The sequence below is a fragment of the Pantoea conspicua genome (genome assembly GCF_002095315.1).
Taxonomy (GTDB): domain Bacteria; phylum Pseudomonadota; class Gammaproteobacteria; order Enterobacterales; family Enterobacteriaceae; genus Pantoea; species Pantoea conspicua.
In genome coordinates this window covers 1-23,760 of sequence record NZ_MLFN01000017.1, presented here as the reverse complement: position 1 = coordinate 23,760, position 23,760 = coordinate 1, and the positions used below count along the sequence as shown (strand labels likewise).

General features: G+C 56.5%; 24 protein-coding genes and 1 pseudogene. 5 read left to right on the top strand and 20 right to left on the bottom strand.

The genetic code is table 11. The features are described 5' to 3' along the window. Window positions 1–14: 14 nt before the first annotated feature. From fabF to yceD, 8 genes are all read right to left on the bottom strand, one after another. The gene (gene fabF, locus HA41_RS08400) at window positions 15–1,256 is read right to left on the bottom strand and encodes a beta-ketoacyl-ACP synthase II (RefSeq protein WP_094120391.1); all 1,242 of its coding nucleotides are present in this window, start codon (window positions 1,254–1,256) and stop codon (window positions 15–17) included. An 85-nt stretch (window positions 1,257–1,341) separates the two neighbouring features. After that, on the bottom strand, window positions 1,342–1,578 hold the full coding sequence (gene acpP, locus HA41_RS08395) for an acyl carrier protein (RefSeq protein ID WP_003849865.1): 237 nt from the start codon (window positions 1,576–1,578) through the stop codon (window positions 1,342–1,344). Between the two features lie 154 nt (window positions 1,579–1,732). Further along, window positions 1,733–2,467, bottom strand: coding sequence for a 3-oxoacyl-ACP reductase FabG (gene fabG, locus HA41_RS08390; protein WP_094120390.1), 735 nt, complete (start codon window positions 2,465–2,467; stop codon window positions 1,733–1,735). 10 nt (window positions 2,468–2,477) lie between these two features. Further along, window positions 2,478–3,410: an ACP S-malonyltransferase gene (gene fabD / locus HA41_RS08385; RefSeq protein WP_094120389.1), complete on the bottom strand. Its 933-nt coding sequence runs from the start codon at window positions 3,408–3,410 to the stop codon at window positions 2,478–2,480. Between the two features lie 16 nt (window positions 3,411–3,426). After that, window positions 3,427–4,380, bottom strand: coding sequence for a beta-ketoacyl-ACP synthase III (locus HA41_RS08380; RefSeq protein WP_094120388.1), 954 nt, complete (start codon window positions 4,378–4,380; stop codon window positions 3,427–3,429). Then, a complete protein-coding gene (gene plsX, locus HA41_RS08375) occupies window positions 4,381–5,421 on the bottom strand; it encodes a phosphate acyltransferase PlsX (RefSeq protein ID WP_094120387.1) in 1,041 nt (346 codons plus the stop codon). Between the two features lie 25 nt (window positions 5,422–5,446). Continuing rightward, a complete protein-coding gene (gene rpmF / locus HA41_RS08370; protein WP_003849870.1) occupies window positions 5,447–5,617 on the bottom strand; it encodes a 50S ribosomal protein L32 in 171 nt (56 codons plus the stop codon). A 14-nt stretch (window positions 5,618–5,631) separates the two neighbouring features. Then, window positions 5,632–6,153: a 23S rRNA accumulation protein YceD gene (yceD, locus tag HA41_RS08365; protein ID WP_094120386.1), complete on the bottom strand. Its 522-nt coding sequence runs from the start codon at window positions 6,151–6,153 to the stop codon at window positions 5,632–5,634. Window positions 6,154–6,292: 139 nt separating this feature from the next. Between yceD and HA41_RS08360 the strand changes: the two genes are divergently transcribed. Continuing rightward, a complete protein-coding gene (locus tag HA41_RS08360) occupies window positions 6,293–6,880 on the top strand; it encodes a Maf family protein (protein WP_094120385.1) in 588 nt (195 codons plus the stop codon). A gap of 11 nt (window positions 6,881–6,891) precedes the next feature. Here HA41_RS08360 and rluC read toward each other — a convergent pair whose 3' ends face one another. Continuing rightward, window positions 6,892–7,848 carry a 23S rRNA pseudouridine(955/2504/2580) synthase RluC gene (rluC, locus tag HA41_RS08355; RefSeq protein WP_094120384.1) on the bottom strand — a complete coding sequence of 319 codons (957 nt, stop codon included), beginning with the start codon at window positions 7,846–7,848 and terminating at the stop codon, window positions 6,892–6,894. 573 nt (window positions 7,849–8,421) lie between these two features. On the opposite strand from rluC, the gene rne reads away from it, so the two are divergent. Beyond that, window positions 8,422–11,817: a ribonuclease E gene (gene rne / locus HA41_RS08350; protein WP_094120383.1), complete on the top strand. Its 3,396-nt coding sequence runs from the start codon at window positions 8,422–8,424 to the stop codon at window positions 11,815–11,817. Between the two features lie 167 nt (window positions 11,818–11,984). Here the strand turns inward: rne and flgL are convergent, their stop codons facing one another. The 11 genes and pseudogenes from flgL to flgB all read right to left on the bottom strand — a co-directional run bounded on the left by flgL (window position 11,985) and on the right by flgB (window position 21,973). Then, on the bottom strand, window positions 11,985–12,950 hold the full coding sequence (gene flgL / locus HA41_RS08345; RefSeq protein WP_094120382.1) for a flagellar hook-associated protein FlgL: 966 nt from the start codon (window positions 12,948–12,950) through the stop codon (window positions 11,985–11,987). A gap of 14 nt (window positions 12,951–12,964) precedes the next feature. Beyond that, a complete protein-coding gene (gene flgK / locus HA41_RS08340) occupies window positions 12,965–14,614 on the bottom strand; it encodes a flagellar hook-associated protein FlgK (RefSeq protein WP_094120381.1) in 1,650 nt (549 codons plus the stop codon). Between the two features lie 124 nt (window positions 14,615–14,738). Continuing rightward, the gene (gene flgJ / locus HA41_RS08335) at window positions 14,739–15,698 is read right to left on the bottom strand and encodes a flagellar assembly peptidoglycan hydrolase FlgJ (protein ID WP_094120380.1); all 960 of its coding nucleotides are present in this window, start codon (window positions 15,696–15,698) and stop codon (window positions 14,739–14,741) included. Continuing rightward, entirely contained in the window at window positions 15,698–16,807 is a 1,110-nt protein-coding gene (locus HA41_RS08330; protein ID WP_094120379.1) for a flagellar basal body P-ring protein FlgI, read from the bottom strand. The genes flgJ and HA41_RS08330 overlap by 1 nt, the downstream gene beginning before the upstream one ends. A 9-nt stretch (window positions 16,808–16,816) precedes the next feature. Then, window positions 16,817–17,527 carry a flagellar basal body L-ring protein FlgH gene (locus HA41_RS08325; protein WP_094120378.1) on the bottom strand — a complete coding sequence of 237 codons (711 nt, stop codon included), beginning with the start codon at window positions 17,525–17,527 and terminating at the stop codon, window positions 16,817–16,819. Between the two features lie 60 nt (window positions 17,528–17,587). Next, a pseudogene (flgG, locus tag HA41_RS08320) lies at window positions 17,588–18,368 on the bottom strand (flagellar basal-body rod protein FlgG). 17 nt (window positions 18,369–18,385) lie between these two features. Continuing rightward, window positions 18,386–19,144: a flagellar basal body rod protein FlgF gene (locus tag HA41_RS08315; RefSeq protein ID WP_094120377.1), complete on the bottom strand. Its 759-nt coding sequence runs from the start codon at window positions 19,142–19,144 to the stop codon at window positions 18,386–18,388. 20 nt (window positions 19,145–19,164) lie between these two features. After that, a complete protein-coding gene (flgE, locus tag HA41_RS08310; RefSeq protein ID WP_094120376.1) occupies window positions 19,165–20,439 on the bottom strand; it encodes a flagellar hook protein FlgE in 1,275 nt (424 codons plus the stop codon). 26 nt (window positions 20,440–20,465) lie between these two features. After that, window positions 20,466–21,140, bottom strand: coding sequence for a flagellar hook assembly protein FlgD (flgD, locus tag HA41_RS08305; protein ID WP_094120375.1), 675 nt, complete (start codon window positions 21,138–21,140; stop codon window positions 20,466–20,468). A 12-nt stretch (window positions 21,141–21,152) separates the two neighbouring features. After that, complete coding sequence (gene flgC / locus HA41_RS08300) at window positions 21,153–21,557, bottom strand: flagellar basal body rod protein FlgC (protein ID WP_031376557.1); 405 nt, start codon at window positions 21,555–21,557, stop codon at window positions 21,153–21,155. A gap of 2 nt (window positions 21,558–21,559) precedes the next feature. Next, window positions 21,560–21,973 carry a flagellar basal body rod protein FlgB gene (gene flgB, locus HA41_RS08295; RefSeq protein ID WP_094120374.1) on the bottom strand — a complete coding sequence of 138 codons (414 nt, stop codon included), beginning with the start codon at window positions 21,971–21,973 and terminating at the stop codon, window positions 21,560–21,562. A 153-nt stretch (window positions 21,974–22,126) separates the two neighbouring features. Between flgB and flgA the strand changes: the two genes are divergently transcribed. From flgA to flgN, 3 genes are all read left to right on the top strand, one after another. Further along, window positions 22,127–22,786 (top strand): flagellar basal body P-ring formation chaperone FlgA, encoded by a 660-nt coding sequence (flgA, locus tag HA41_RS08290; protein ID WP_094120373.1) that lies wholly within the window; start codon window positions 22,127–22,129, stop codon window positions 22,784–22,786. A gap of 103 nt (window positions 22,787–22,889) precedes the next feature. Beyond that, the gene (gene flgM, locus HA41_RS08285; protein ID WP_094120372.1) at window positions 22,890–23,195 is read left to right on the top strand and encodes a flagellar biosynthesis anti-sigma factor FlgM; all 306 of its coding nucleotides are present in this window, start codon (window positions 22,890–22,892) and stop codon (window positions 23,193–23,195) included. 5 nt (window positions 23,196–23,200) lie between these two features. After that, window positions 23,201–23,632 carry a flagellar export chaperone FlgN gene (gene flgN, locus HA41_RS08280; protein ID WP_094120371.1) on the top strand — a complete coding sequence of 144 codons (432 nt, stop codon included), beginning with the start codon at window positions 23,201–23,203 and terminating at the stop codon, window positions 23,630–23,632. Window positions 23,633–23,760 lie beyond the last annotated feature (128 nt).

Genomic DNA, 23,760 nt, shown 5'->3' with positions numbered 1-23,760 from the left:
GCAATCTGAAACGATTATACTTTACGGAAAATCAATGAACCGTTGGTACCACCGAAGCCAAAGGAGTTACACAAGGTGTACTCCAGGCCGGAAACCTGACGCGCAGTATGCGGCACGAAGTCGAGATCGCAGCCTTCATCCGGGTTGTCGAGGTTAATGGTAGGCGGTACAGCCTGGTCACGCAGCGCCAGAATCGAGTAGATCGATTCCACTGCGCCGGCGGCACCCAGCAGATGCCCGGTCATCGATTTGGTTGAGCTCACCATTACCGTACTGGCTGCTGCCCCGAACACCGATTTCACTGCCCGTGTTTCCGCTTTGTCACCCGCTGGCGTCGAGGTGCCGTGCGCGTTGACATAGCCGATCTGCTCTGGCGTCAGCTGAGCATCACGCAGCGCATTGATCATCGCTGCTGCTGCACCCGAGCCATCTTCCGGCGGCGACGTCATATGATAGGCATCGCTGCTCATACCAAAGCCGACAATTTCCGCATAGATTTTTGCGCCGCGTTTCTTAGCATGTTCGTACTCTTCGAGTACCACAATACCGGCACCGTCACCCAGTACGAAACCGTCACGATCTTTATCCCAGGGGCGGCTGGCTGCCTGTGGGTTATCGTTACGGGTTGAGAGCGCACGCGCAGCCCCGAATCCGCCCACACCTAACGGCGTACTGGCTTTTTCAGCACCACCCGCCAGCATCACATCAGCATCGTCATAGGCGATGATACGGGCCGCATGACCAATGTTATGCACGCCAGAAGTACAGGCAGTGGCAATAGAGATGCTGGGGCCTTTCAGGCCATACATGATGGTAAGATGACCCGCCACCATGTTGACGATGGTTGAAGGCACAAAAAACGGGCTGATTTTACGCGGACCGCCGTTGACCAGTGAAGTATGATTATCTTCAATCAGACCTAAACCACCGATGCCGGAACCAATCGCTGCGCCCATGCGGCCTGCATTTTCGTCGGTCACAACCAGACCGCTGTCCTGCATCGCCTGCATACCGGCAACGATGCCGTATTGGATGAAGTCATCCATCTTGCGCTGATCTTTGCGCGAGATGTAGTCATCACAATTAAAACCTCTTACCAGACCTGCAAAACGTGTTGCATACGCACTGGTATCAAAATGGTCGATCAGGTTAATGCCGCTCTGACCGGCAAGGAGAGCACTCCAGGTAGACTCTACGGTATTGCCGACAGGAGACAACATGCCAAGACCGGTCACAACTACACGACGCTTAGACACGTTCGTCCTCCAGGGAGGGGAAATAGGGAACTATGTGGGACAAACATAAAAATCAGGCGGTCGAGCGACCGCCTGAAGATATTCATTAGCCTTTGTGGCTATTGATGTAGTCGATCGCTGCCTGAACGGTAGTGATTTTCTCAGCTTCTTCGTCTGGAATTTCAGTATCAAACTCTTCTTCCAGAGCCATTACCAGCTCAACGGTATCAAGAGAATCGGCACCCAGGTCTTCTACGAAAGATGCAGAGTTGGTCACTTCTTCCTCTTTCACACCCAGCTGCTCACTGATGATTTTCTTAACGCGTTGTTCGATATCGCTCATACTATTTAATTTCCTATCAAAACTCGCTTTCGCGATGGTTTTCGTAGTGTATAAAATGGTGAAAAAGATGCAACAAAATCCCGGCTGGTCGAACCACGATTTTACGCTATTTTGCGGTTTTAACCGCAAATAATGCAAATGATTTCGTGATTTATCAGACCATGTACATGCCGCCATTGACGTGCAGCGTTTCACCTGTGATGTAGGCTGCTTCGTCAGAGGCTAAGAATGCCACGGCATTGGCGATTTCCTGCGCTTCGCCTAAACGACCCGCAGGGACTTCCGCCAAAATTCCGGAACGTTGATCTTCGTTCAGTGCCCGCGTCATGTCTGTCTCAATAAAACCTGGAGCCACGACGTTGACGGTAATGCCACGTGACGCGATTTCGCGCGCCAGTGATTTGCTAAAGCCAATTAAACCCGCTTTTGCTGCCGCGTAGTTTGCCTGGCCCGCGTTACCCATGGTTCCAACAACGGAACCGATGGTGATGATACGGCCCACGCGCTTTTTCATCATGGCACGCAATACCGCCTTAGAAAGGCGGAAGACAGAAGTGAGGTTGGTATCGAGGATATCCTGCCACTCATCGTCTTTCATGCGCATGAGAAGATTATCACGCGTAATGCCTGCATTATTGACTAAAATATCCACTTCGCCAAATTCTGCGCGAATATTCTCTAAAACAGTCTCGATCGATGCAGCGTCAGTCACATTGAGTAACAGGCCTTTGCCCTTGTCGCCAAGGTAAGCACTGATGGCGTCGGCGCCACTCTGGCTGGTCGCGGTGCCTACCACTTTAGCGCCTTTTGCCGCCAGCGTCTCTGCAATCGCACGACCAATGCCGCGACTCGCGCCGGTAACCAGCGCAACTTTACCTTCAAAGCTCATGATTTTCCTCTTATTCCTTTCCGAGTGCAGCCGTCAGTGATGCACTGTCGTTGACGGCAGCCGCTGTCAGGCTATCCACAATGCGTTTGGTCAGACCGGTCAGCACCTTGCCAGGGCCGATCTCCAGCAGTTGGGTCACGCCCTGGGCCGCCATCGCTTCCACGCTTTCAGTCCAGCGAACCGGGCTGTAAAGCTGGCGCACCAGCGCATGACGAATCGCGCCAGCGTCAGTTTCCGCTTTCACATCGACGTTATTGATCACCGGTACGGCAGGCGTATTGAAGGTGATGGACTCCAGCGCAACGGCCAGTTTGTCGGCTGCAGGCTTCATCAGCGCGCAGTGTGAAGGGACGCTGACCGGTAACGGCAGCGCACGTTTAGCACCGGCAGCCTTACAGGCCGCACCCGCACGTTCTACCGCTTCTTTGTTGCCGGCGATGACCACCTGGCCTGGCGAGTTAAAGTTAACCGGCGAAACCACCTGACCTTGTGCACTCTCTTCACAGGCTTTACGGATTGACGCGTCATCCAGGCCGATAATCGCCTGCATCGCGCCGGTGCCTTCCGGCACCGCTTCCTGCATCAGTTTGCCACGCAGTTCAACCAGCTTGATCGCATCGGCAAAATCGAGCACACCCGCACACACCAGCGCGGAATATTCACCCAGGCTGTGGCCGGCCATCATTGACGGCTGTTCACCGCCCTGCTGCTGCCAGACGCGATAGATAGCAACCGAAGCGGCTAACAACGCAGGCTGGGTTTGCCACGTTTTATTCAACTCTTCAGCCGGCCCCTGGCTGACTAACTGCCATAAGTCATATCCCAGTGCCGCAGAAGCTTCGCGGAAAGTCTCTTCCACCTGCGGATAAGCAGCGGCTAGATCTGCCAGCATACCGACCGTCTGTGAACCCTGGCCTGGGAAAACAAAAGCAAATTGCGTCATCTTATGTTCCTGTCAATCAAAAGCGAACCAGTGCAGAACCCCAGGTGAATCCACCACCAAAGGCTTCCAGCAAAATAAGGTGTCCGGGTTTGATGCGGCCATCACGGACCGCTTCATCCAGTGCGCTTGGCACCGATGCGGCAGAGGTATTGCCGTGGCGATCCAGGGTGACCACCACTTTATCCATGGTCATCCCCAGTTTTTTCGCCGTCGCGCTGATAATGCGCAGGTTGGCCTGATGTGGCACCAGCCAGTCGAGCATTTCACGGTCGAGGTTGTTCGCCTGCAGGGTTTCATCAACGATGTGCGCCAGCTCGGTGACCGCCACTTTGAACACTTCGTTGCCAGCCATTGTCACGTAGGCAGGTTTATCCTGATGGGCACGATCCTGATAAGGCAGCGTCAGCAGCTGAGCATAACGACCATCGGCGTGCAAATGGGTGGAAATAATTCCCTGCTCTTCACTCGGGCCAAGCACTACCGCACCTGCGCCATCACCAAACAGAATGATGGTGCCACGATCTTCGGGATCGAGCGCGCGCGCCAGCACGTCAGCCCCGATCACCAGCGCATGCTTCACCGCACCATTTTTGATGTACTGATCGGCCACGCTCAGCGCGTAAGTAAAGCCCGCACAGGCGGCGGCAAGGTCAAACGCCGCGCAATCTTTGATCTCCAGCATTTGCTGGATCATACAGGCGGAGCTGGGGAAGGCATGACTGGAAGAGGTTGTGGCGACAATAATCAGCCCAACATCGTTCGCCTCAACGCCGGCCATTTCGAGGGCGCGTTGAGCCGCGCTGAATCCCATGGTGGCGACCGTCTCGTCAGGCGCAGCAATACGGCGCTCACGGATGCCGGTGCGGGTGACAATCCACTCGTCCGACGTCTCCACCATTTTTTCCAGATCGGCATTGGTGCGAACCTGGCTAGGCAGATAACTGCCCGTACCGATAATTTTGGTATACATCTAGGCTTTGTCACTCCTGGCTAATACAGCATCAAGGCGCGCAGCAATTCGTTCGGGAATCTGCTGCCGCACCGCCTGCTCTGCCTGTTCTATCGCCACGGTAAAGGCATGTTGGTTTGCTGCACCGTGGCTCTTGATCACTGTTCCGCGCAATCCTAACAGACAAGCGCCATTGTACTGGTCTGGGTTGAGATGCCCGAAGCGCTTCGCCAGACGTTTCTGAATCCAGCGTCCCAGCAACCTCAGCCACCATGACCGTTTTTTGCCTTCCCCCGACGACTTCAGCAGGGAAAGAAACATTCTTACCACGCCTTCCATGGTCTTCAGCGTGACATTACCGACAAACCCGTCACAGACCATCACATCCGTTTTACCGGTGAGTAGCTCATTACCTTCAAGGTAACCAATATAGTTGATCTGCGGTGATTCTCGCAGGATTACCGCCGCGTCGCGAATGGTTTCCAGCCCTTTGGTCTCTTCGTGACCAATATTGAGCAGGGCGACACGTGGTCGGGTAATGCCGAGGACATGCTCTGCCATCACCGATCCCATCACCGCAAACTGAACCAGCATCGCGCTGTCTGAGCCGACGTTCGCGCCCAGATCCAGCACCACCGTTTTGCCCTGCTGCTGGTGCGGTAACACGGACATCAGCGCCGGGCGTTTAATGCCGTCCAGCGGCCTGAGCATCAGCGTGGCCAGCCCCATCAGCGCGCCGGTATTCCCTGCGCTGACGCAGGCCTGCGCACGTCCCTCTTTAACCATCTCCAGCGCCACACGCATTGAGCTGCCGCGACTGTTTCGGATGGCCTGAGCGGGCCGCGCATCACTTGCAATAACCGATTCGGCAGGAATCACCTGCAAACGCCCCAGTAAGGAGGAATCCGCTTTGGCAAGCAATGGCGTGAGGATGTCGGGATTACCGACCAGAAGAAGGAACAGCTGCGAATGAGAGGCCAGTGCCTGCAATGCTGCAGGCACTGTCACGCAAGGACCGAAGTCCCCGCCCATGGCATCAATAGCCAGGGTCAAACGTGTCAAGGTATCGCCTTGCTAAGCAAGAAACTTACTTAACGATAACCTTGCGACCGCGGTAGTAACCATCCGCAGTAATGTGGTGACGCAGATGAGTTTCGCCAGAAACTTTATCTACTGACAGAGCAGCAGTGGTCAGCGCATCGTGCGAACGACGCATACCACGCTTAGAACGGGTGGGTTTATTCTGTTGTACGGCCATGGACCTTACTCCTATTACTTACGCTTTAAACTGGCTAATACGGCAAATGGATTTGGTTTCTCCGCCTCTGCAGGCAGTTTGCCAAAGACCATGTCCGCCTCGGACACTTCACAGTGTTCAGAATCATGTACCGGAACGACCGGCAGCGCGAGAATGATCTCATCCTCGACAACCGCCAGCAGATCGATCTCACCAAACTCGTTGACATCGACCGGCTCGTACGCTTCCGGCAATGCCTCAGCCTGCTCTTCAGAAGAGACAGGACTGAAGCAATAACTTACGTGTACATGATGAGGAAAGGTCTGGTTGCAGCGCTGACAACGCAACGTCACTTGTACTTCAGCTGTACCCGTCAGTACCGCCAGACGTTGACTGTCAACCGCAAACGACATGGCACAATCCACATCACTGTCCACACTAACTACTGACTCGGCCACGCGCTCCACCTGTACAGATGTGTAGACACCTTGATAATCAAGGCGTTTTTGAGCGGTGCGGACCGGGTCCAGCGTCAGGGGTAATTTTACCTTTTGCATAGGGCGCGCATATTAACTTTGTAATGTCATAGAGTCAAAGAAAAAGGCCGTTAAACAGCATCTTTCAACCACTATTCGCATCCAGTGCGGCGCACAGTTTAAAATGACTGTCACCAATTCGCTATCACTATTGAAAAAAATGACCACATCGATTCTTTTAGCTTCTACCTCGCCTTTTCGCAAGGCGTTATTAGATAAGCTGGGCCTGCCCTTTATCACCGCCGCCCCCGAGGTAGATGAAACCCCGCAGCCCGGTGAAACCGCGGAAGCGCTGGTCTTACGCCTTGCCGTCGCGAAAGCGCAGGCGCTGGCTCAGGCTTACCCCGATCACTGGATCATCGGTTCCGATCAGGTCTGCGTGCTGGATGGGGTGATTACCGGTAAACCGCACAACGTGGAGAATGCCCGGGCGCAGTTACGCGCCGCCAGCGGTAACCGCATCACCTTCTATACCGGCCTGGCGCTTTTTCATCCCGCCAGCCAGCAGCTGATGCAGTGTTGTGAACCTTTTATGGTGCATTTTCGTGACCTTAGCGAAGCGGAAATTGCCGCCTATATAGAGAAGGAACAGCCGCTGTACTGTGCCGGCAGTTTTAAGAGTGAAGGTCTGGGGATTTGTCTGTTTGATCGGTTAGAGGGGCGCGACCCTAATACGCTGGTGGGACTACCGCTGATCGCGCTTAACGGTATGTTACGGCAAGCCGGCATCAATCCGCTGTCGGACTGATGCCGTTGCAGTTACGCTTTCAACTGACGTAGCCGGAGCAGGCACTGCTTCAGGCCGTCATCCAGCGGCGCTTCCACCCGCATCACTTCGCCGGTGCCGGGATGAGTAAAGGTGAGCGCCGCGGCGTGCAGGAATAGCCGCTTTAAGCCGGTTGAGGCCAGCTGGCTGTCGAATTCACGTTCACCGTAGCGATCGTCGAAAGCGATCGGGTGGCCGGCATGCAGGGTATGAACACGTATCTGGTGGGTCCGTCCGGTCACCGGGCTGGCTTTAATCAGCGTGGCAAAGTCAAAACGTTCTTCTACTTTAAAGCGGGTTTCTGACGGTTTCCCTTCGCTGCTGACGCGCACAATACGTTCGCCGCTCTGCAGAATATTCTTCAGTAACGGGGCCTGTACCACTTTCAGGTGTGAAGGCCAGTTACCGCGTACCAGCGCCAGGTAATCTTTCTGCATTCCCTTTTCACGCAGCTGCTCATGCAGAGAACGCAGCGCCGAGCGCTTTTTCGCCACCAGTAAAATGCCGGAAGTATCACGATCCAGCCGATGAACCAGCTCCAGGAAGCGTGCTTCAGGCCGCAAGGCACGTAATCCCTCGATCACGCCGAAGCTCAGCCCGCTACCGCCGTGCACTGCGGTGCCGGACGGCTTATTCATTACCAGCAGGGATTCATCTTCATACAGGATGGCATCGGCCAGCGAGGCGACTTTGGCCAGCTTCGGTGATACCGCATCCTCGTCACGCTCGGCGACCCGCACCGGCGGAATACGGACCTCATCACCCTCCTCAAGCTTGTACTCCGGCTTGACGCGCTTTTTATTCACCCGCACCTCACCTTTACGTACGATGCGATAAATCATGCTTTTCGGCACACCTTTCAGTTGGGTGCGCAAAAAGTTATCAATGCGTTGTCCGGCATTTTCAGCCGTGATGGCGACAAAGTGTACGCCCGGATTCTCTGTTTTCATGGCGGCGATTCTAAATAGTGTCCCCTGATAGCGCCACCCCTTTTTCTGTGCTTAACTCTGGGGTTAGTGTCGCGATAAGCGCCCCGGCTGCTGGCTTTTTCAACAACATGGCGCTTAACCCGATATATTATGGTGTTAAATGTAAAGAAACTTCACAGGCTGGCTAAAGTCGCCTTGCTATATGAAGGTTAGCAATGGAATAATGCTTAAGTTTCTTACCTGAAGGGTTTCAGGGCAGAAAAAGAGCGAAATTGTCATTTTGCCGGATCGAGCAGACACGCAGCAATGGCGTAAGACGTAATGCGAAATCAGGCACTTAGCGGGCTGCGGGTTGCGGCCTGGACAGCAGTATGGAGTGCACGGGTTTTTTTATTTCTCTCAGGCATTTCCACTATCTGGTGCTGTTTTCCCTTATGGAAAACAGGCCACCGACGTTATTTGCGCCCCTCGCGCGGTCGACAGCCGTGAGGCTGACGACATTGCACTAAGTCACGGGGCCATCGGTTGATACTCGTCCAGGGTAACTATGCCCGCAGCTGTAATCACTCATGAAAGAATAACGAGTAAGTCACGATGAAAAGAATGTTAATAAACGCAACTCAGCAGGAGGAGTTGCGCGTTGCCCTGGTTGACGGTCAGCGTCTGTACGATCTGGATATCGAAAGCCCAGGACACGAACAGAAAAAAGCCAACATCTACAAAGGTAAAATCACTCGTATTGAACCCAGCCTTGAAGCTGCGTTTGTCGATTATGGCGCAGAGCGTCACGGTTTCCTCCCTTTAAAAGAAATCTCCCGCGAATATTTCCCCTCCAGCTACAACGCGCATGGCCGTCCGAATATCAAAGACGTTCTGCGTGAAGGTCAGGAAGTCATTGTCCAGATTGATAAAGAAGAGCGCGGCAATAAAGGCGCTGCGCTGACGACGTTTATCTCTCTGGCGGGCAGCTATCTGGTACTGATGCCGAACAACCCGCGTGCGGGCGGTATCTCCCGTCGCATCGAAGGTGACGATCGTACCGAACTGAAAGAAGCCCTGTCGGCGCTGGAACTGCCGGAAGGCATGGGATTGATCGTCCGCACCGCCGGTGTCGGTAAATCTGCCGAATCGCTGCAGTGGGATTTAAGCTTCCGCCTGAAACACTGGGAAGCGATTAAAAAAGCCGCTGAAAACCGCCCGGCACCGTTCCTGATTCATCAGGAAAGCAACGTGATTGTACGTGCGTTCCGCGACTATCTGCGCCAGGACATCGGCGAAATCCTGATCGATAATCCGAAAGTACTGGAACTGGCGCGTCAGCATATCGCTGCGCTGGGCCGTCCGGATTTCAGCAGCAAAATTAAGCTCTACACCGGTGAAATCCCGCTGTTCAGCCACTATCAGATCGAATCGCAAATCGAATCCGCTTTCCAGCGTGAAGTCCGCCTGCCTTCCGGCGGCTCGATTGTAATCGATAGCACCGAAGCGTTAACCGCAATTGATATCAACTCAGCACGCGCCACGCGCGGCGGCGATATTGAAGAGACGGCGTTTAACACTAACCTTGAAGCAGCAGACGAAATTGCCCGTCAGCTGCGTCTGCGTGACCTCGGCGGCCTGATCGTCATCGACTTTATCGATATGACGCCGGTCCGCCATCAGCGCGCGGTAGAAAATCGTCTGCGTGAAGCGGTGCGTCAGGACCGTGCGCGTATCCAGATTAGCCACATTTCACGCTTCGGCCTGCTGGAGATGTCACGTCAGCGTCTGAGCCCGTCGTTAGGCGAATCCAGCCATCACGTCTGCCCACGCTGTAGCGGCACCGGCACCATTCGTGATAACGAATCACTGGCGCTGTCGATCCTGCGCCTGATTGAAGAAGAAGCGCTGAAAGATAACACCAAAGAAGTGCACGCCATCGTGCCGGTTCAGGTAGCCTCTTACCTGCTGAATGAGAAGCGTGAAGCGGTCAATGCCATTGAAAAACGCCAGGGCGGCGTGCGGGCCATCATTGTCCCTGATGACAAGATGCAAACCCCACACTATTCCGTGCTGCGCGTGCGCAAAGGTGAAGAGACCCAGACGCTGAGCTACCACCTGCCGAAGCTGCATGAAGCTGAAATGGCGCTGCCATCGGAAGAGGAACACGGCGAACGTCGTCGTCCTGAGCAACCAGCACTGGCGGCCTTTGTGATGCCTGATGCGCCTCCGGCACCGGTAGAAGTGGCACCCGAAGCGCCGCGCGCTGAAGCGCAACCAGCAGCGAAAGCGCCAGCCGTCGCGGCTCCGGCAACCGTCAGTACCGGCTTCCTTGGCCGCCTGTTCGGTGGACTGAAGAAGATGTTTGGTGGCGAAGACGCTCCTGCGGCAACGCCTGCTACGCCTGAAGTTTCAGAACCGAAGAAAGCGCCGGAAAGCGAAGAAGAGAACGCAAATCAGCGTGGCGATCGTCGCAACAACAACCGTCGGAATAACAACCGTCGTGAGCGTACGCCGCGTAATGGTGAAAATGGTCAGGCACGTGAAAGCCGCGAACCGCGTGAGCCGCGCGAAAGCCGTGAACCACGCGAAAGCCGTGAACCGCGTGAAAGCCGTGAGCCACGTGAAGGCAATGATAACCGTCGCACCAAGCGTCAGTCTCAGCCTAACGAAGTGCGTGAAGAGCGTCCGGCACTGAGCGAGGAAGCCCGTCAGCAGCGCGACGAGCAGCAGCAACAGCGTCGTGAGCAACGTGCTGAACGTCAGCGCCGTCGTCAGGAAGAGAAACGCACCCAGCAGGAAGCTGCGAAAGCTGCCGAGCAGCCAGTGGTTGCCGAGGCTGTTACTGAAGCCCCTGAAGCGCAGGAAGACGATCGCGTGCAGGTGATGCCGCGTCGTAAGCCGCGTCAGCTGAGCCAGAAAGTCCGCGTTGACGACAACCGTCAGCCATTGCCCGCAGAAGCCACTGATATTGCCGTGCCGACTGAAGCGCATGCAGTACAACAGCCAGCGGCCGAGGTGCTGCCTACCGAAGCCCCGCAAATGGAAGATCAGGATGATAACGATAGCCGTGATAACGCCAATATGCCGCGTCGCTCACGTCGTTCGCCACGTCATCTGCGCGTCAGCGGTCAGCGTCGTCGCCGTTATCGTGATGAGCGTTACCCGACCCAGTCAGCTATGCCACTGGCGGCTGCAGCCGCGTCACCAGAAATGGCTTCCGGTAAAGTATGGGTACGTTATCCGGTAAGCCAGGCCAGCGAAGAGCAGGTGGTGCAGGATGCGGTTCAGGAAACGCCAGATTACAGCCGTCAAGAGACTGCAGGCGCCATTGCGCTGCCGGTTGCTGCTGCGGTTGAGTCGGAAACGTCACAGGACGCACCTGTACAGCAGGCTGAACCACAGGCAGAAACACCGGTACCGGTTGTAAACACTGACGATACCCGTGCGATCGATGCCCCGGTTGATCATCAGCCTTCTGTGATCCCGGCTGCGGCTGAAGCGATCGCTGAAACCATCGCAGCTCAGGCACAGCCTGCTGAGCCGGTAAGCGAAACGCCGGTAGCGGCGCAGAGTGAAGAAGCGGCACAACCTGCAGAGATGGCTCAGCAGGCACCGGTCGACGTCAGCCGTGAAACTGAAGCACAGGTAGAAGAAGTGCTGAATGCCCCGGTCGCTGCCGACGCTGAGACGGTGTTAAGCACTGAACCTCATGCGCCTGTCGCGGCACGTGACGTCGAACCTGCACCGGTGGCAGCATCGCCAGAACCGGTTGCACCGGTTGTTGCTGCTGAGCCGGTTGCCACTGCTGAGCCTGCCGTCGCCGCAGATGTCACCCGCTGGAAGCACTTCGCTTCTGCGCCGATGACCAAAGCGCCTGCGCCGGTCTGGCAGCCAGAACCTGCACGTCACAGCGACTGGGTACGTTCTCCGTACCAGTTCGATGGCCGCGGTTCTGCTGGCGGTCACGCGGCTACCCATCAGGCCACGGCACCCGCGACTAAGCCATAACGCTGACCTTGCTCTGAACCTGACCCCGGCCTGCAAGCCGGGGTTTTTTATGCCTGTTTTCTGCGGCTCAGCTGGCCTGCAGGCAAAAAAATCCCACCCTCTTTTATCAGGAGGATGGGAGAAACTAAGCGCACCCGGTTAAAGTACGCTCAAATTTTCAGGTCAGATTATGAATTCAGCTGGAACAGAGACATCTTAGACATATCGGTATAGGTTTTGTACGACGCCTGTAGCGCCGTCTGCTGCATGGTGTAACTGGAAATCGCCTGGGTATAATCCACATCCACCAGATCGCTCATCTGCGAGCTGTAAATCACGTTACGATCGTCGCCCTGGGCATCCAGCGTATCGAGTTCCGACAGCTGAGTCCCGATTTCGGAGCGCACGGTTAAAACGTTGTTCAGCGAGTTGCCCAGACCGCGGTTGGTTTTATCCATCGCATCCTGGAACGTCTGCCTGGTCGCGGCATCCGCATCATCCTGCGGCACTTTCAGCGCGGCAATGGCGCTATCCAGCATGGCGAACAGGTTGGTTTCGCTGGCGCTGCCGTCCGGCTCTTTGGTGGCATTGCCGGTGATCGCCATGAAGATACCGTCACCGGTATGGCCGACGGTCATGCTGCGGCTGCTGTCTACTTTCTGGGTAATAGCATCGGTCCCGCCCGCATAGCTCACGCCAGTGCCGGCGCCATCCACAAACGGCGCGCTGTCGGTTTTGTAACCGGCAAAGATATAGCGACCGTTGGCATCCTGGCTGTTAGCCTGGTTGAGTAACTGGGCGCGGATCCCTTCCAGCTGGGTCGCAATCGAGCCACGGTCATCGTCACTCAGCGTGCCGGTTGAACCGCTGACGATCAGCGTTTGCGCATCCTGAATACTGCCGGTCACGCCTTTCAGCGCGTTTTCTTCCAGCGATAATCCCTGGTCAGCAAAGGTGCGCGCCAGCGCGTACTGGCTGCTCTGCGACTGCGTCTGCGACAACACCACCGCGCGTGAAGCGGCAATGGGATCGTCTGACGGATTGGTGACGCGGCGGCCACTGGAAAGCTGCTCGCCCACTTTCAGCCAGGAGGCTTGCGAGTCGGTAATCCCACGCACCTGCTGGTTAAATATCATATTTGTACTGATTCGCATGCTATCCCCTACCCTTAGCGAATATTGATCAATGCATCAAAGATGGTGCTGGCAGTCTGCAGCACCTGCGCATTTGCCATGTAATATTGCTGATATTTTGTCAGGTTGGCGTACTCTTCATCGAGGTTAACGCCAGAGACCGATTGCTGCCGGTCGGTCAGCTGACTGACCACACTTTCCTGCGTGGTGCTGGTGATTTCCAGCGAGCTGGTTTTGTTGCCAACGGTGCTGACGATACTGGCGTAAGCCTGTGCCAGCGTGGCGTTGCCACCAACCAGTTTGCTGTCCTGCAGGTTCAGCAGCTTCTGCGCATTACGGTTATCGCTTTCGCCACCTGTTGCACCGGCAGCGGCGATCTGTGATTCGCTGGTGATGGCCACTGACATGTCGTTAATCGCGTTCTGCACCGGCTTAACCAGGAAACTGTCTTTGGCAGCCGGCGCAGGGGTTGAGCCGACGGTCAGCTTCAGACCGTCAAAACTCAGCGTGGTGTCGCCATTGCTCTCCTTTGCCTGGTTAATGGCGACGGAGACACCGTCAGACGCGCGGGTCGCGGTCCAGTTGCTGCCGTCATAGCTCAGGGTGTAGTTAGAGGCTTTCAGCGCACTGGTGTCGGTCCACTCAGCGGTGACCGAGGTTGCGGTGCTGTTTTTGCTGTTACTGACCACGGTCGGCGTGCCGATATTAAAGAAATCAACGCCCTTATCACCGTTGCTGTCAAAGCCCTGTTTATGCACGGCGTTAAAGCTGGTGGTAAAGGCTGCGGCCAGCTGGCCGAGCTGGTTCTGCGCCAGATCGAGATCCTGCGAGCGGAACGCCAGCAGGCCACCCAGCGAACCGGTGGTAATCAGTTTTTCCGGGATCTCGACATTACCGGCCTGTTTATCCACATAACCAATGGTCGTACGGGTCGGATCGCTGCTGGAGGTCATTGCCACCAGCTGGTTTGAGTTAGTGCCGTTGACCAGCGTCAGGCCGTTTGCCATTGAAACGCTATAGCTTCCATCCTGTTCCGACACGGTCACGCCGACCACATTGTTCAGGTCGCTGACCAGCTGGTCGCGCTTGTCCAGCAGGTCATTCGGTGCCGTACCGGTGCCGGTCGTCAGTCTGGCGATCTGCTTGTTCAGATCCGCAATCTGCGTGGTGTAGGTATTGACCTTATCCACGCTGGAGCCGATATCGCTGTTAACGCTGTTCTGCATGCTGGTCAGATACTGCGAGGTGGTCTGGAACTGGCTGACCAGCCCCTGGGCATTGCTCAGCATTGACTGGCGTGCCGACGGATCGTTGGCGTTACTTACCACGTTCTGCAGGTTGGTAAAGAAGCTCTGTATCGACGTCGACAGGCTGGTAGTCGAGGTCGATAACAGATCGTCAATGTTAGAAATCTGGCTGTACTGGGTGTTTACCGCATTGTAGTTCGCGCTGGAGCCGCGCAACTGGGCGGCGATAAACGCATCATATTCACGCTGAACGCCGGTCACGTTAACCCCGTTGCCATAGTAGCTATTGCCCTGCAGGGTACTGTTAGCCTGGGCAAGGATAGTAGTCTGGCGTGAATAGCCCGCCACGGTGTAATTGGTAATGTTGTTGCTTGTGGTGCTCAGGGCGGCCTGCGCGGCACTCAATCCGCTCATCGCGGAGTTAATTATGCTGGACATCTCGGTTCCTTACATTCCCCGTCAACCGGGCTGGCAGTCATCAAAGTGGGCGCCAGCAGGCGAAAACGCATCTGGCTTATGATGGTGTTATCGGCGTGCTTAAGTGAAACTTGAGGCTCAATGATCAGAACAGGTCGCCTAAATCCTGGCTGTAGGCTTTAACGACTTTGTCGCCCATGCTCTTGAATTGCTGAATCATTCCCACCAGCTTTTGTGCATATTTGGGATCGGTCGCGTAACCCGCCGCCTGCAGTGCCTGCGCGCCCTGCTCGGCGCTTGACGCGTTAGCCACGGCCGCGTAGCGGGGATTGTTGGTAATCAGTCTGACGTAATCAGTCAGGGCTTCGAAATAGGAGTTGTAAACCCGGAAGCTGGCGCGCACTTTCTTCGCTTCGCCCTGCTCATATTCGGTGGTCATGATGTCGGTAGTCTCGCCTTTCCAGCCACCGCTGGCTTTAATGCCGAACACGTTGTAGCTCGGCTTGCCATCGCGGGTCAGGATCTGGCGCTGGCCCCAGCCCGACTCCAGCGCCGCCTGCGCCAGAATCAGATGGTGAGGAATGCCGCTCTGCTGACTGGCGGCCTGTGCCGGCTGCGTCAGCTGTGCAATAAACTCGCGGCTGTCGGTCGGCAGGCCGGTCGGTGAGGAGACCGGCAGACGCGGCATGGCTTTGCGCACCATCTGCTCCAGCTGCTGCGCCGGCTGTTGCACCGCGCCCACGGTGCTCAGAATGAAGCTATTATCCAGCTTCATTGGCACCGTGCCGGCCTTCTCATCTGGTGCGGTGGCGGGCTGCATCTGCTTAACGATGGTTTCCGCCAGTCCGAGGCCGCGTTTGCCCATCTCCTGCGCAATCTGCTGATCGTACATTGAAGTAAAAAGTTTGGTTTGTTCGTTGCTCATCATTCCATCCTGCGGCAACGCCTCACGCATGCTTTTCAGCATCATCTGTACAAACATCCCTTCGACCTGACGTGCGACCTGCAGCGCTTTCCCTTTCGGATCGCCGCTGGCCTGGTGTTTCAGTTCGTTCAGTGAGCGGCTATCGTAAGCCGCACTCATCAGAGATTGCGTATCCGTCATCAGATAATTTCCAGTTTAGCGCGCAGACAACCAGCGCTCTGCATCGATTGCAGAATCGACATCAGCTCGATAGGCGATGCGCCCAGCGCGTTCAGCGCGCGCACCACGTTGTTCAGGTTGGCACTGGCATTGACACGTTGCAGCGCACCACCGGTCTGACGCAGATCGATCTGGGTCTGGGTAGTGGCCACCGTCTGACCACCGGCCAGCGGCGTATCAGGCTGACTGACGTTCTGCTGCTGATTGACCGTCACCGACAGGTTACCCTGCGCCACCGCACACTGATTCAGCGTCACTTCGCGGTTCATCACCACGGAACCGGTACGGGAGTTGATGATCACTTTCGCATCTTCAACCGGTATCGAAACGTTGATGTTCTGGATATCCGCCAGCAGCCGCACCTGTGCACCGTTATTCGGCGATACGCGGATCTGCACAGTTCGGGCATCCAGCGGCTGGGCAGCACCGTAACCGCCACGTGCGTTAATCGCATCGGCAATCCGCTGCGCCATTGAGAAATCTTCGCTGTTGAGCTGCAGGTTAAGGGTGTTCTGTGAACCAAAGTTACTCTGCAGTTCCCGTTCAACCGTCGCCCCACCGGTAATCCGGCCGCCGTTCAGCTGGTTAACCTGTACGCTGCTGCCGCCTGCCGAAGCACCAGCACCGCCGACCAGGATGTTCCCCTGAGCCAGCGCATAGACCTGGTTATCGACCCCTTTCATCGGAGTCATCAGCAGCGTTCCGCCGCGCAGGCTTTTGGCGTTACCCAGTGACGACACCACCACGTCAAGCGTCTGCCCCTGACGGGCAAACGCGGGCAGTTTGGCGGTCACCATCACTGCCGCCACGTTTTTCAGCTGCATGTTGGTGCCGGTCGGTACGGTAATCCCGAGCTGTGACAGCATGTTGCTCACCGTCTGGGTGGTGAATGGCGTCTGGGTGGTCTGGTCACCGGTTCCGTCCAGCCCGACCACCAGCCCATAACCGAGCAGCTGGTTTTCGCGCACGCCCTGTACGGTGGTTAAATCGCGAATCAAATCGGCCTTTGCCAGCAGGCTGACGCCCAGCAGCAGTGCCACTCCCATTCGCAACAGCGTTAACTTTTTCATTGAAACCTCTTACATCGGCGAGATGTTCAGGAAGAAACGCTGTAACCAGCCCATGGTCTGCGCCTCATTGATATAACCGTTACCAACGTACTCAATACGTGCATCGGCGACGGCGGTAGATAACACGGCGTTGCTGGCGCTGATGGTGCGTGGGTTAACCACGCCCGAGAAGCGAATGAACTCCGTGCCCTGATTAATGGCGATCTGTTTCTCGCCCACCACGTGCAGGTTGCCGTTCGACAACACCTGATCCACGGTGACGGTAATAGTGCCGGTAAAGGTGTTGTTGGCGGAGGCGCCGCCTTTACCTGCGAAATCGTTTTTGCCTTCGGCGCCAAAGTTGGCTTTTTCGCCACTGGCACCCACCAGCCCTGCCAGCCCGGTCGGAATCGCGCTTAAACCGAAGCTGTTGCTGCCATCGCGGCTGGCATTCGCCGAGGAGCTTTTGCTGGCGCTGACGTTTTCCTGCAGCGTAATCGTCAGGGTGTCGCCAATGTTACGTGGGCGGCGATCTTCAAACAGCGGCTGATAGCCGTAGTTGAGCGGCGCAACGCCCTGGAAAATTGAGCCGTTTACCACCGGTGGCGCGGACGGCATCGGCTGCGCCGTGGTCGCCCCTTCTACCAGCGGTGTACGCGGTACCAGTGCACAACCGTTAAGGGTTAGCAGCAACGAGGCGACTAACCAATGTCCAGGCTTGAGAATCTGTTGCTTCGCCACGGAGTCACGACCTTATCTGTGTCTGTTCTTCAGGCCAGCCGGAACTGGCCCTGTTGGGGATTAAAGCTGGGTCAGTTTCGCCAGCATCTGATCGGAGGTGCTGATCGCTTTGCTGTTGATTTCATAGGCGCGCTGGGTCTGGATCATGCTGACCAGCTCTTCCGCCACGTTGACGTTCGACGTTTCGGTATAGCCCTGGTAGAGCAGACCCGCGCCATTCTGGCCTGGGGTGCTGTCGGTCGGCGCACCCGATGCCTGCGTTTCCTGATAAAGGTTTTCACCGACGCTATCGATCGGCATCGTTCATAAAGGTGCTCAGGGTTAACTGGCCGACCTGAGTCGCCTGGGTCTGTCCCTGCTGCGTCACGCTCACTACCCCGTCACGCGCCACGGTGATGCTGGTGGCGTTGGCCGGAATGGTGATGCCTGGCTGCACCGGGAAGCCGGAGTTGGTTACCAGCTGGCCATTCTGATCGACCTGGAAAGCGCCGTCACGGGTATAAGCTGAGGTGCCATCCGGCATCTGAATCTGGAAATAGCCCTGACCATTAATCGCGATATCTTTCGAGTTGCTGGTCTGCGACAGGTTGCCCTGGGTATGCAGACGTTCAGTGGTCACCGGACGCACACCGGTACCAATCTGCAGGCCAGAGGGCAGCGTAGTCTGTTCTGACGACTGGGTGCCCGGCTGACGCATGGTCTGATACATCAGATCTTCGAACACCGCACGCGAACGCTTAAAGCCATTGGTGCTGACGTTTGCCAGGTTGTTGGCAATCACGTCCATGTTCATCTGCTGCGCATCAAGACCGGTTTTCGCGATCCATAAAGAACGAATCATGTTGTTATCCTCGCGCCTTAGCTGCTCATGTTCAGCAGCTGGTTGGCTTTTTGTTCGTTTTCATCGACGTTGGTGATGACTTTCATCTGCATCTCAAAACGTCGGGCGTTGGCGATCATGTCGACCATGGTTTCCACCGGTTTCACGTTGCTGCCTTCCAGCACACCCGGCATCACCTGCATGGTGGGGTCAGCCTGCAACGCCGCACCGCGCGTGGCCTGCGTGGCGGCTGTCGGACGGAACATGCCGTCGTCGCTGCGCTGCACCTCCTGGCCGGTTGCGCGCACCAGCTTGAGCTTACCAAGCTGGACAGTGGCATTCGGTGCATCGCCGGCATTCAGGCCGGTGATGGAACCGTCGGCGGCAATGGTGATTTCCGATCCCTGCGGGATCACAATCGGACCGCCATCGCCCATCACAGGATTGCCCTGAATCGTCAGCGTACCGTTCGGGCTGATTTGCATGTTGCCGTTGCGGGTATAGGCTTCGCTGCCGTCAGCGGTACGCACCGCCAGCCAGCCATCCTGCTGCACCGCCACGTCGAGTGGGCGCTCGGTGTAATCCATGGTGCCCTGACTCATATCGGCACCCGGCGTTGATGCCGTCACCAGCGTGCGGGTCGGCAGAGACCAGCCATTGACCGGCACCGCACGCAGCGCATTAAGCTGCGCACGGAAGCCTGGCGTTGAGGCGTTGGCGAGGTTGCTGGCGGTAACCGCCTGCTGATCCAGCGTCTGGCTGGCCGCGCCCATCGCGGTATATATCGCGTGATCCATAAAGCAATCCTGTTAGCGAATTAACGTAAGTTAACCAGCGTGTTAAGAATCTGGTCCTGAGTTTTGATGGTCTGCGCATTCGCCTGATAGTTACGCTGCGCGACGATCATGTTCACCAGCTCTTTACTCATGTCGACGTTAGAGGCTTCCAGCGCGCCGGCAGTCAGTGAGCCGAAGGTGCCGGTGTTCGCCAGACCAATCGCTGCCTGACCTGAAGCGTTAGAGGCAGACCAGACGTTATCGCCCTGTGACTGCAGGCCTTCCGGGTTAGAGAAGCTTGCCAGTACGATCTGACCCAGCAGCTGGGTTTTCTGGTTGGAGTAAGTGCCGGTAATGGTGCCGTCATCGTTGATGGCGTAGCTGGTCAGATCGCCAGGCGCATAACCATCCTGGGTCGGGCTGCCGAAAGTGGTAGCACCGGTGTTCTGCTGCAGGCTGCCCAGCATGCTCAGGGTGATCGGCTGGTTAGCCACTGCACCGTTGGCTGCTTCCGTCTGGCCTGTCGCCGGTATGTTAAGGGTTAAGCCCACGGTGCCATCGGTTGTGCTGCTGACCACGTCGCCATCGGTGTCCAGCTTATCCATGCTGGTCAGTTTGCCGCTGGTGTCGAACGCCATTTTGAAGTCACCTGCGGAATAGCCGGTGTTGGCGTCGATGGCGTGCACGGTCCAGCTGTTGCTGGCGGTGTCTTTGACAAAGTACATGTCGAGCGCATGGTCGTTACCCTGCGAGTCGTACACGGTCGCCGTGGTCTTTTTGTTATAGCTGTCGGCGTTAGCAGTAGAGAACGTCGTGACCGTCGGGGCAGTGTCAGTGGAGTTCAGGTTCGCGACCAGGCCGGTGGTGGTGGTGGCACGTGCTGGCATCTGCTCGGTCGGAATGCTGATCGCTACCGGGTTTGCACCCGCCTGGATGGTGGCCGGTGAGCCGCTGGCCGGATAACCGGTCACGTTCAGACCCTGGGTGTTGATCAGGTTACGGTTGGCATCCAGTGTGAACTGACCGTTACGCGAATAGTAAACCGCGCCGCTGGTGTCCGTCATACGGAAGAAACCGTTGCCGCTCAGCGCAACGTCGAGGCCACGGCTGGTGGTGGTGGTCGAACCGTCGTTAAAGTTCTGAATCACCGCAGCAACTTTGGTGCCGAGGCCAACGTTAGAACCGGCAAACATATCGGCAAAGGCGATGGTGCTTGATTTAAAACCCGCTGTCGCGGAGTTGGCGATGTTGTTACCGATGACATCAAGGTTACTTGAGGCAGCGCCAAGGCCGCTGACCGCTTGGGAAAATGACATGTGTGTGTCTCCTGTCTACAGGTTAATCAGAGAATCTGACGTACTTCGTCAAGGGAAGCGGAGCCCATGGTGCCGAGATCCAGTTTTGTGGTGTCGTTCGCGGTACTTACCCCATTGACGTAGGCGTAGTTAAGCGGTTGTGCCACCAGTTGTGTGCTGCCATTGCTTGCCGCAATCGCAACGCTGTATTTACCGTCAGGCGCGGTTGAACCGTCGCTCAGTTTGCCGTCCCACGAGAAGGTATGAACGCCGGCGCTGAGTGCGCCGAGGTCGACGGTATCAATCACCGCGCCGCTGGCATCTTTAATCGTGGCGGCGGTCGCGGTTGAGGCCGACGCCAGCTCCACACCAAACGGGGTGGTGGTGCCGCTGCCGACCAGTACCTGTGAGCCGTTGACCATCACGCCATGCCCAATCAGCGTGGAGGTCTGCAACGACTGGCTGGTGCTGATCTGACCGGAGATTGATCCCAGCGTGGTGTTCAGCTTTTCAATCCCGCTCAGGGTGTTGATCTGTGCCAGCTGAGTGGTGAGCTGGCTGTTGTCCATTGGATTGGTGGGATCCTGGTTCTGTAACTGGGTCACCAGCATCGTGAGGAACTGGTTTTGCAGATCCTGCGCGCTGTTGCCGGTGCCACTGGTGCCGGAAGAGCTGAGGACCGTGGGGTCCAGCTTCTCGTTAACGCCTACCGCGATAGCCATAATTTTTCTCCGTTATTGCCCGATCGTCAGGGTTTTCATCATCATCGACTTCACGGTGTTGAGCACTTCGACGTTAGCCTGATAACTGCGCGACGCTGACATGGTGTTGACGGTCTCAGAGACCACATCCACGTTCGGCATCTTTACGTAGCCTTTGGCATCCGCCATCGGGTTACCGGGGTCGTACACCAGCTTCGCCGGGGTAGGATCGTCTACCACCTTTGCCACTTTCACGCCGCCAGTGGCCGCGCCAGGTGCCGCATCGGTCTGAAACACTACCTGTTTAGCGACGTAAGGTTGCCCATCCGGGCCGGTTACGCTGTCGGCGTTGGCCAGGTTACTGGCACTGACGTTTAATCGCTGTGATTGCGCGGTCATCGCTGAGCCGGCAATGTCAAAAATGTTGAGCAAGGCCATAATTATTGCCCTTGTAACACGCTCATCATGCCTTTGATCTGGCTACTGATAAGGGTGAGATCGGTTTGATATTTCAGGCTGTTATCCGCGAACTGGGTACGTTCACGGTCCATATCTACTGTGTTGCCGTCGGCGGCTGGCTGATCGGGGATGCGATAAAGCATATCCATCGACGGCGCCGCGTTGGTCTGTGCTTCAATGTGACGAGCTGACGTGACTTTTAACGCCATGCTACTGCCTTCTGCACGACCATTGGCCATCACCCGACTCAGCTCGCTGGCAAAGTCGATATCCCGGGCCTGATAACCAGGGGTATCGGCGTTGGCAATGTTTGACGCCAGGATCTCCTGACGTTGAGCACGCAGGTTGAGGGCTTCCGTACCAAATTTCAGCGCCGCATCCAGTTTGTCGAGCATGGTTCCTCCGCGAATGAGAATTTCGAGCTGGCAGCTTAATTTGGAAAAGCAAGAGGTGATCGTCTGAATAAGGCCAAAAACCCACGCTATTTTGACTCTTGAATAATTTTTGCTGCGCGTACACTCGTTGCCATCATCAGTGAGGAAAAGCACATGCGTGGATATCAAACCCTGCTGGCCAGCCTGCTGGTCCTGATCGCCCTGCCGGTGACGGCCGGGGATTTCAGTGCGCAACTGGAACAATTTTTTAAAGCACGCGATGCACAGCACGCCGCGGGCATGAAGGTGGTGGTCCGTACGCCGCAGGCCCAGTGGCCCGACTGCGACACGCCAGCCTTTACGCTGCCAGGCAATAGCCGCCTGTGGGGCAACATGAGCGTGGCGGCAAACTGCGGTGAGAACCGTCGCTACATTCAGGTCCAGGTACAGGTTACCGGGTCTTACCTGGTGGCTAACCGGCTGTTAACGCGGGGCAGCAGCGTCAGCACGGCTGATTTCAGCCTGCAGACCGGCCGGCTGGACGTTCTGCCAGCGCGCTCGCTGCTCAACGATGAGGCGGTAGCGGATGCGGTGGTGCTGCGCGATATCCAGCCAGGCCAGCCGATTAATCCATCAATGCTACGGCAGCCGTGGCGGGTCAAGGCGGGTCAGAATGTGATGGTGATTGCCAGTGGCGACGGATTCGACGCCAGCGGTGAGGGTAAGGCGCTGAACAACGCTACCCAGTCACAGTGGGTGCGGGTACGGATGGGAAACGGGCAGATCGTCAGCGGTCGGGTGCGGGATGATGGGAATATTCTTATAACACTATAAAGCGTTAAAGAAGCCAGTTGTTCTGCCGATAGAAGAATCAACTAAGCAATTACGCTATTCTGATTCAGGTGGCAGACTCCCCTGACCGTACAGGAGCTTGAATATGAGCATCGACAGAACGCAACCGCTGAAACCCGCCAGCACCGTACAGAGCCGTGATACCAGCGAGCCCGCCACGCCTAAAGTGCGTCAAAGCACCACGCCGGCGGCCAGCACCACACCCGCCGCCGCGCAGGTCAGCCTGAGCAGCGCTCAGTCACAGCTGATGCAGCCGGGCAGCCAGGACATTAACGTCCAGCGGGTCGAACAACTGAAAACCGCCATTCGTAATGGCGAACTGAAAATGGATACCGGCAAGATCGCTGACGCGCTGATTGCCGACACTAAGGCGTATTTAGAGGGTAACTAGTCCCCATGAGTAACTTGCTGACCACATTAGATAAGATGCAGGATGTGCTGGCATCGCTGTCGACCCTGCTGGAAGAAGAACAGCAGCAGCTGTCGGCCGGAAACATTAACAGCAACCTGTTGCAGCGCATTACCGAAGATAAAGGCGCGCTGCTCAGTACGCTGAACTATCTGGATGAGATGCGCCGTACCGCCGAGCAAAGTCTGGCAACTCAGGCACCTTATCGTGGTCAGAACGAGATGGCGAGCCGCTGGCAGCGCATTGAGCAGCATACCCGCCGCCTGCAGGATGCCAACGTGCATAATGGCATGCTGCTGCAACATCAGATCCGTTTTACCCAGGATGCCCTGCAGGTGCTGAAGCCGCACCAGACTCAGGCTTTCTATGGTCCGGATGGGATGGGTAAAGGTCAGGCGACACTCAGCCGCAAAGCCTGACGGCTGATTGCGCAAAAAAATCCCGCCAGGTGCCTGATGCTCGTCAGTTAAGGTTACCTTTGCAAAGGCTGTCACGATCAAACGTGGCAGCTTTTTTTTGGGCAGGCGTGCCGGAGTGCGGGCCTGCG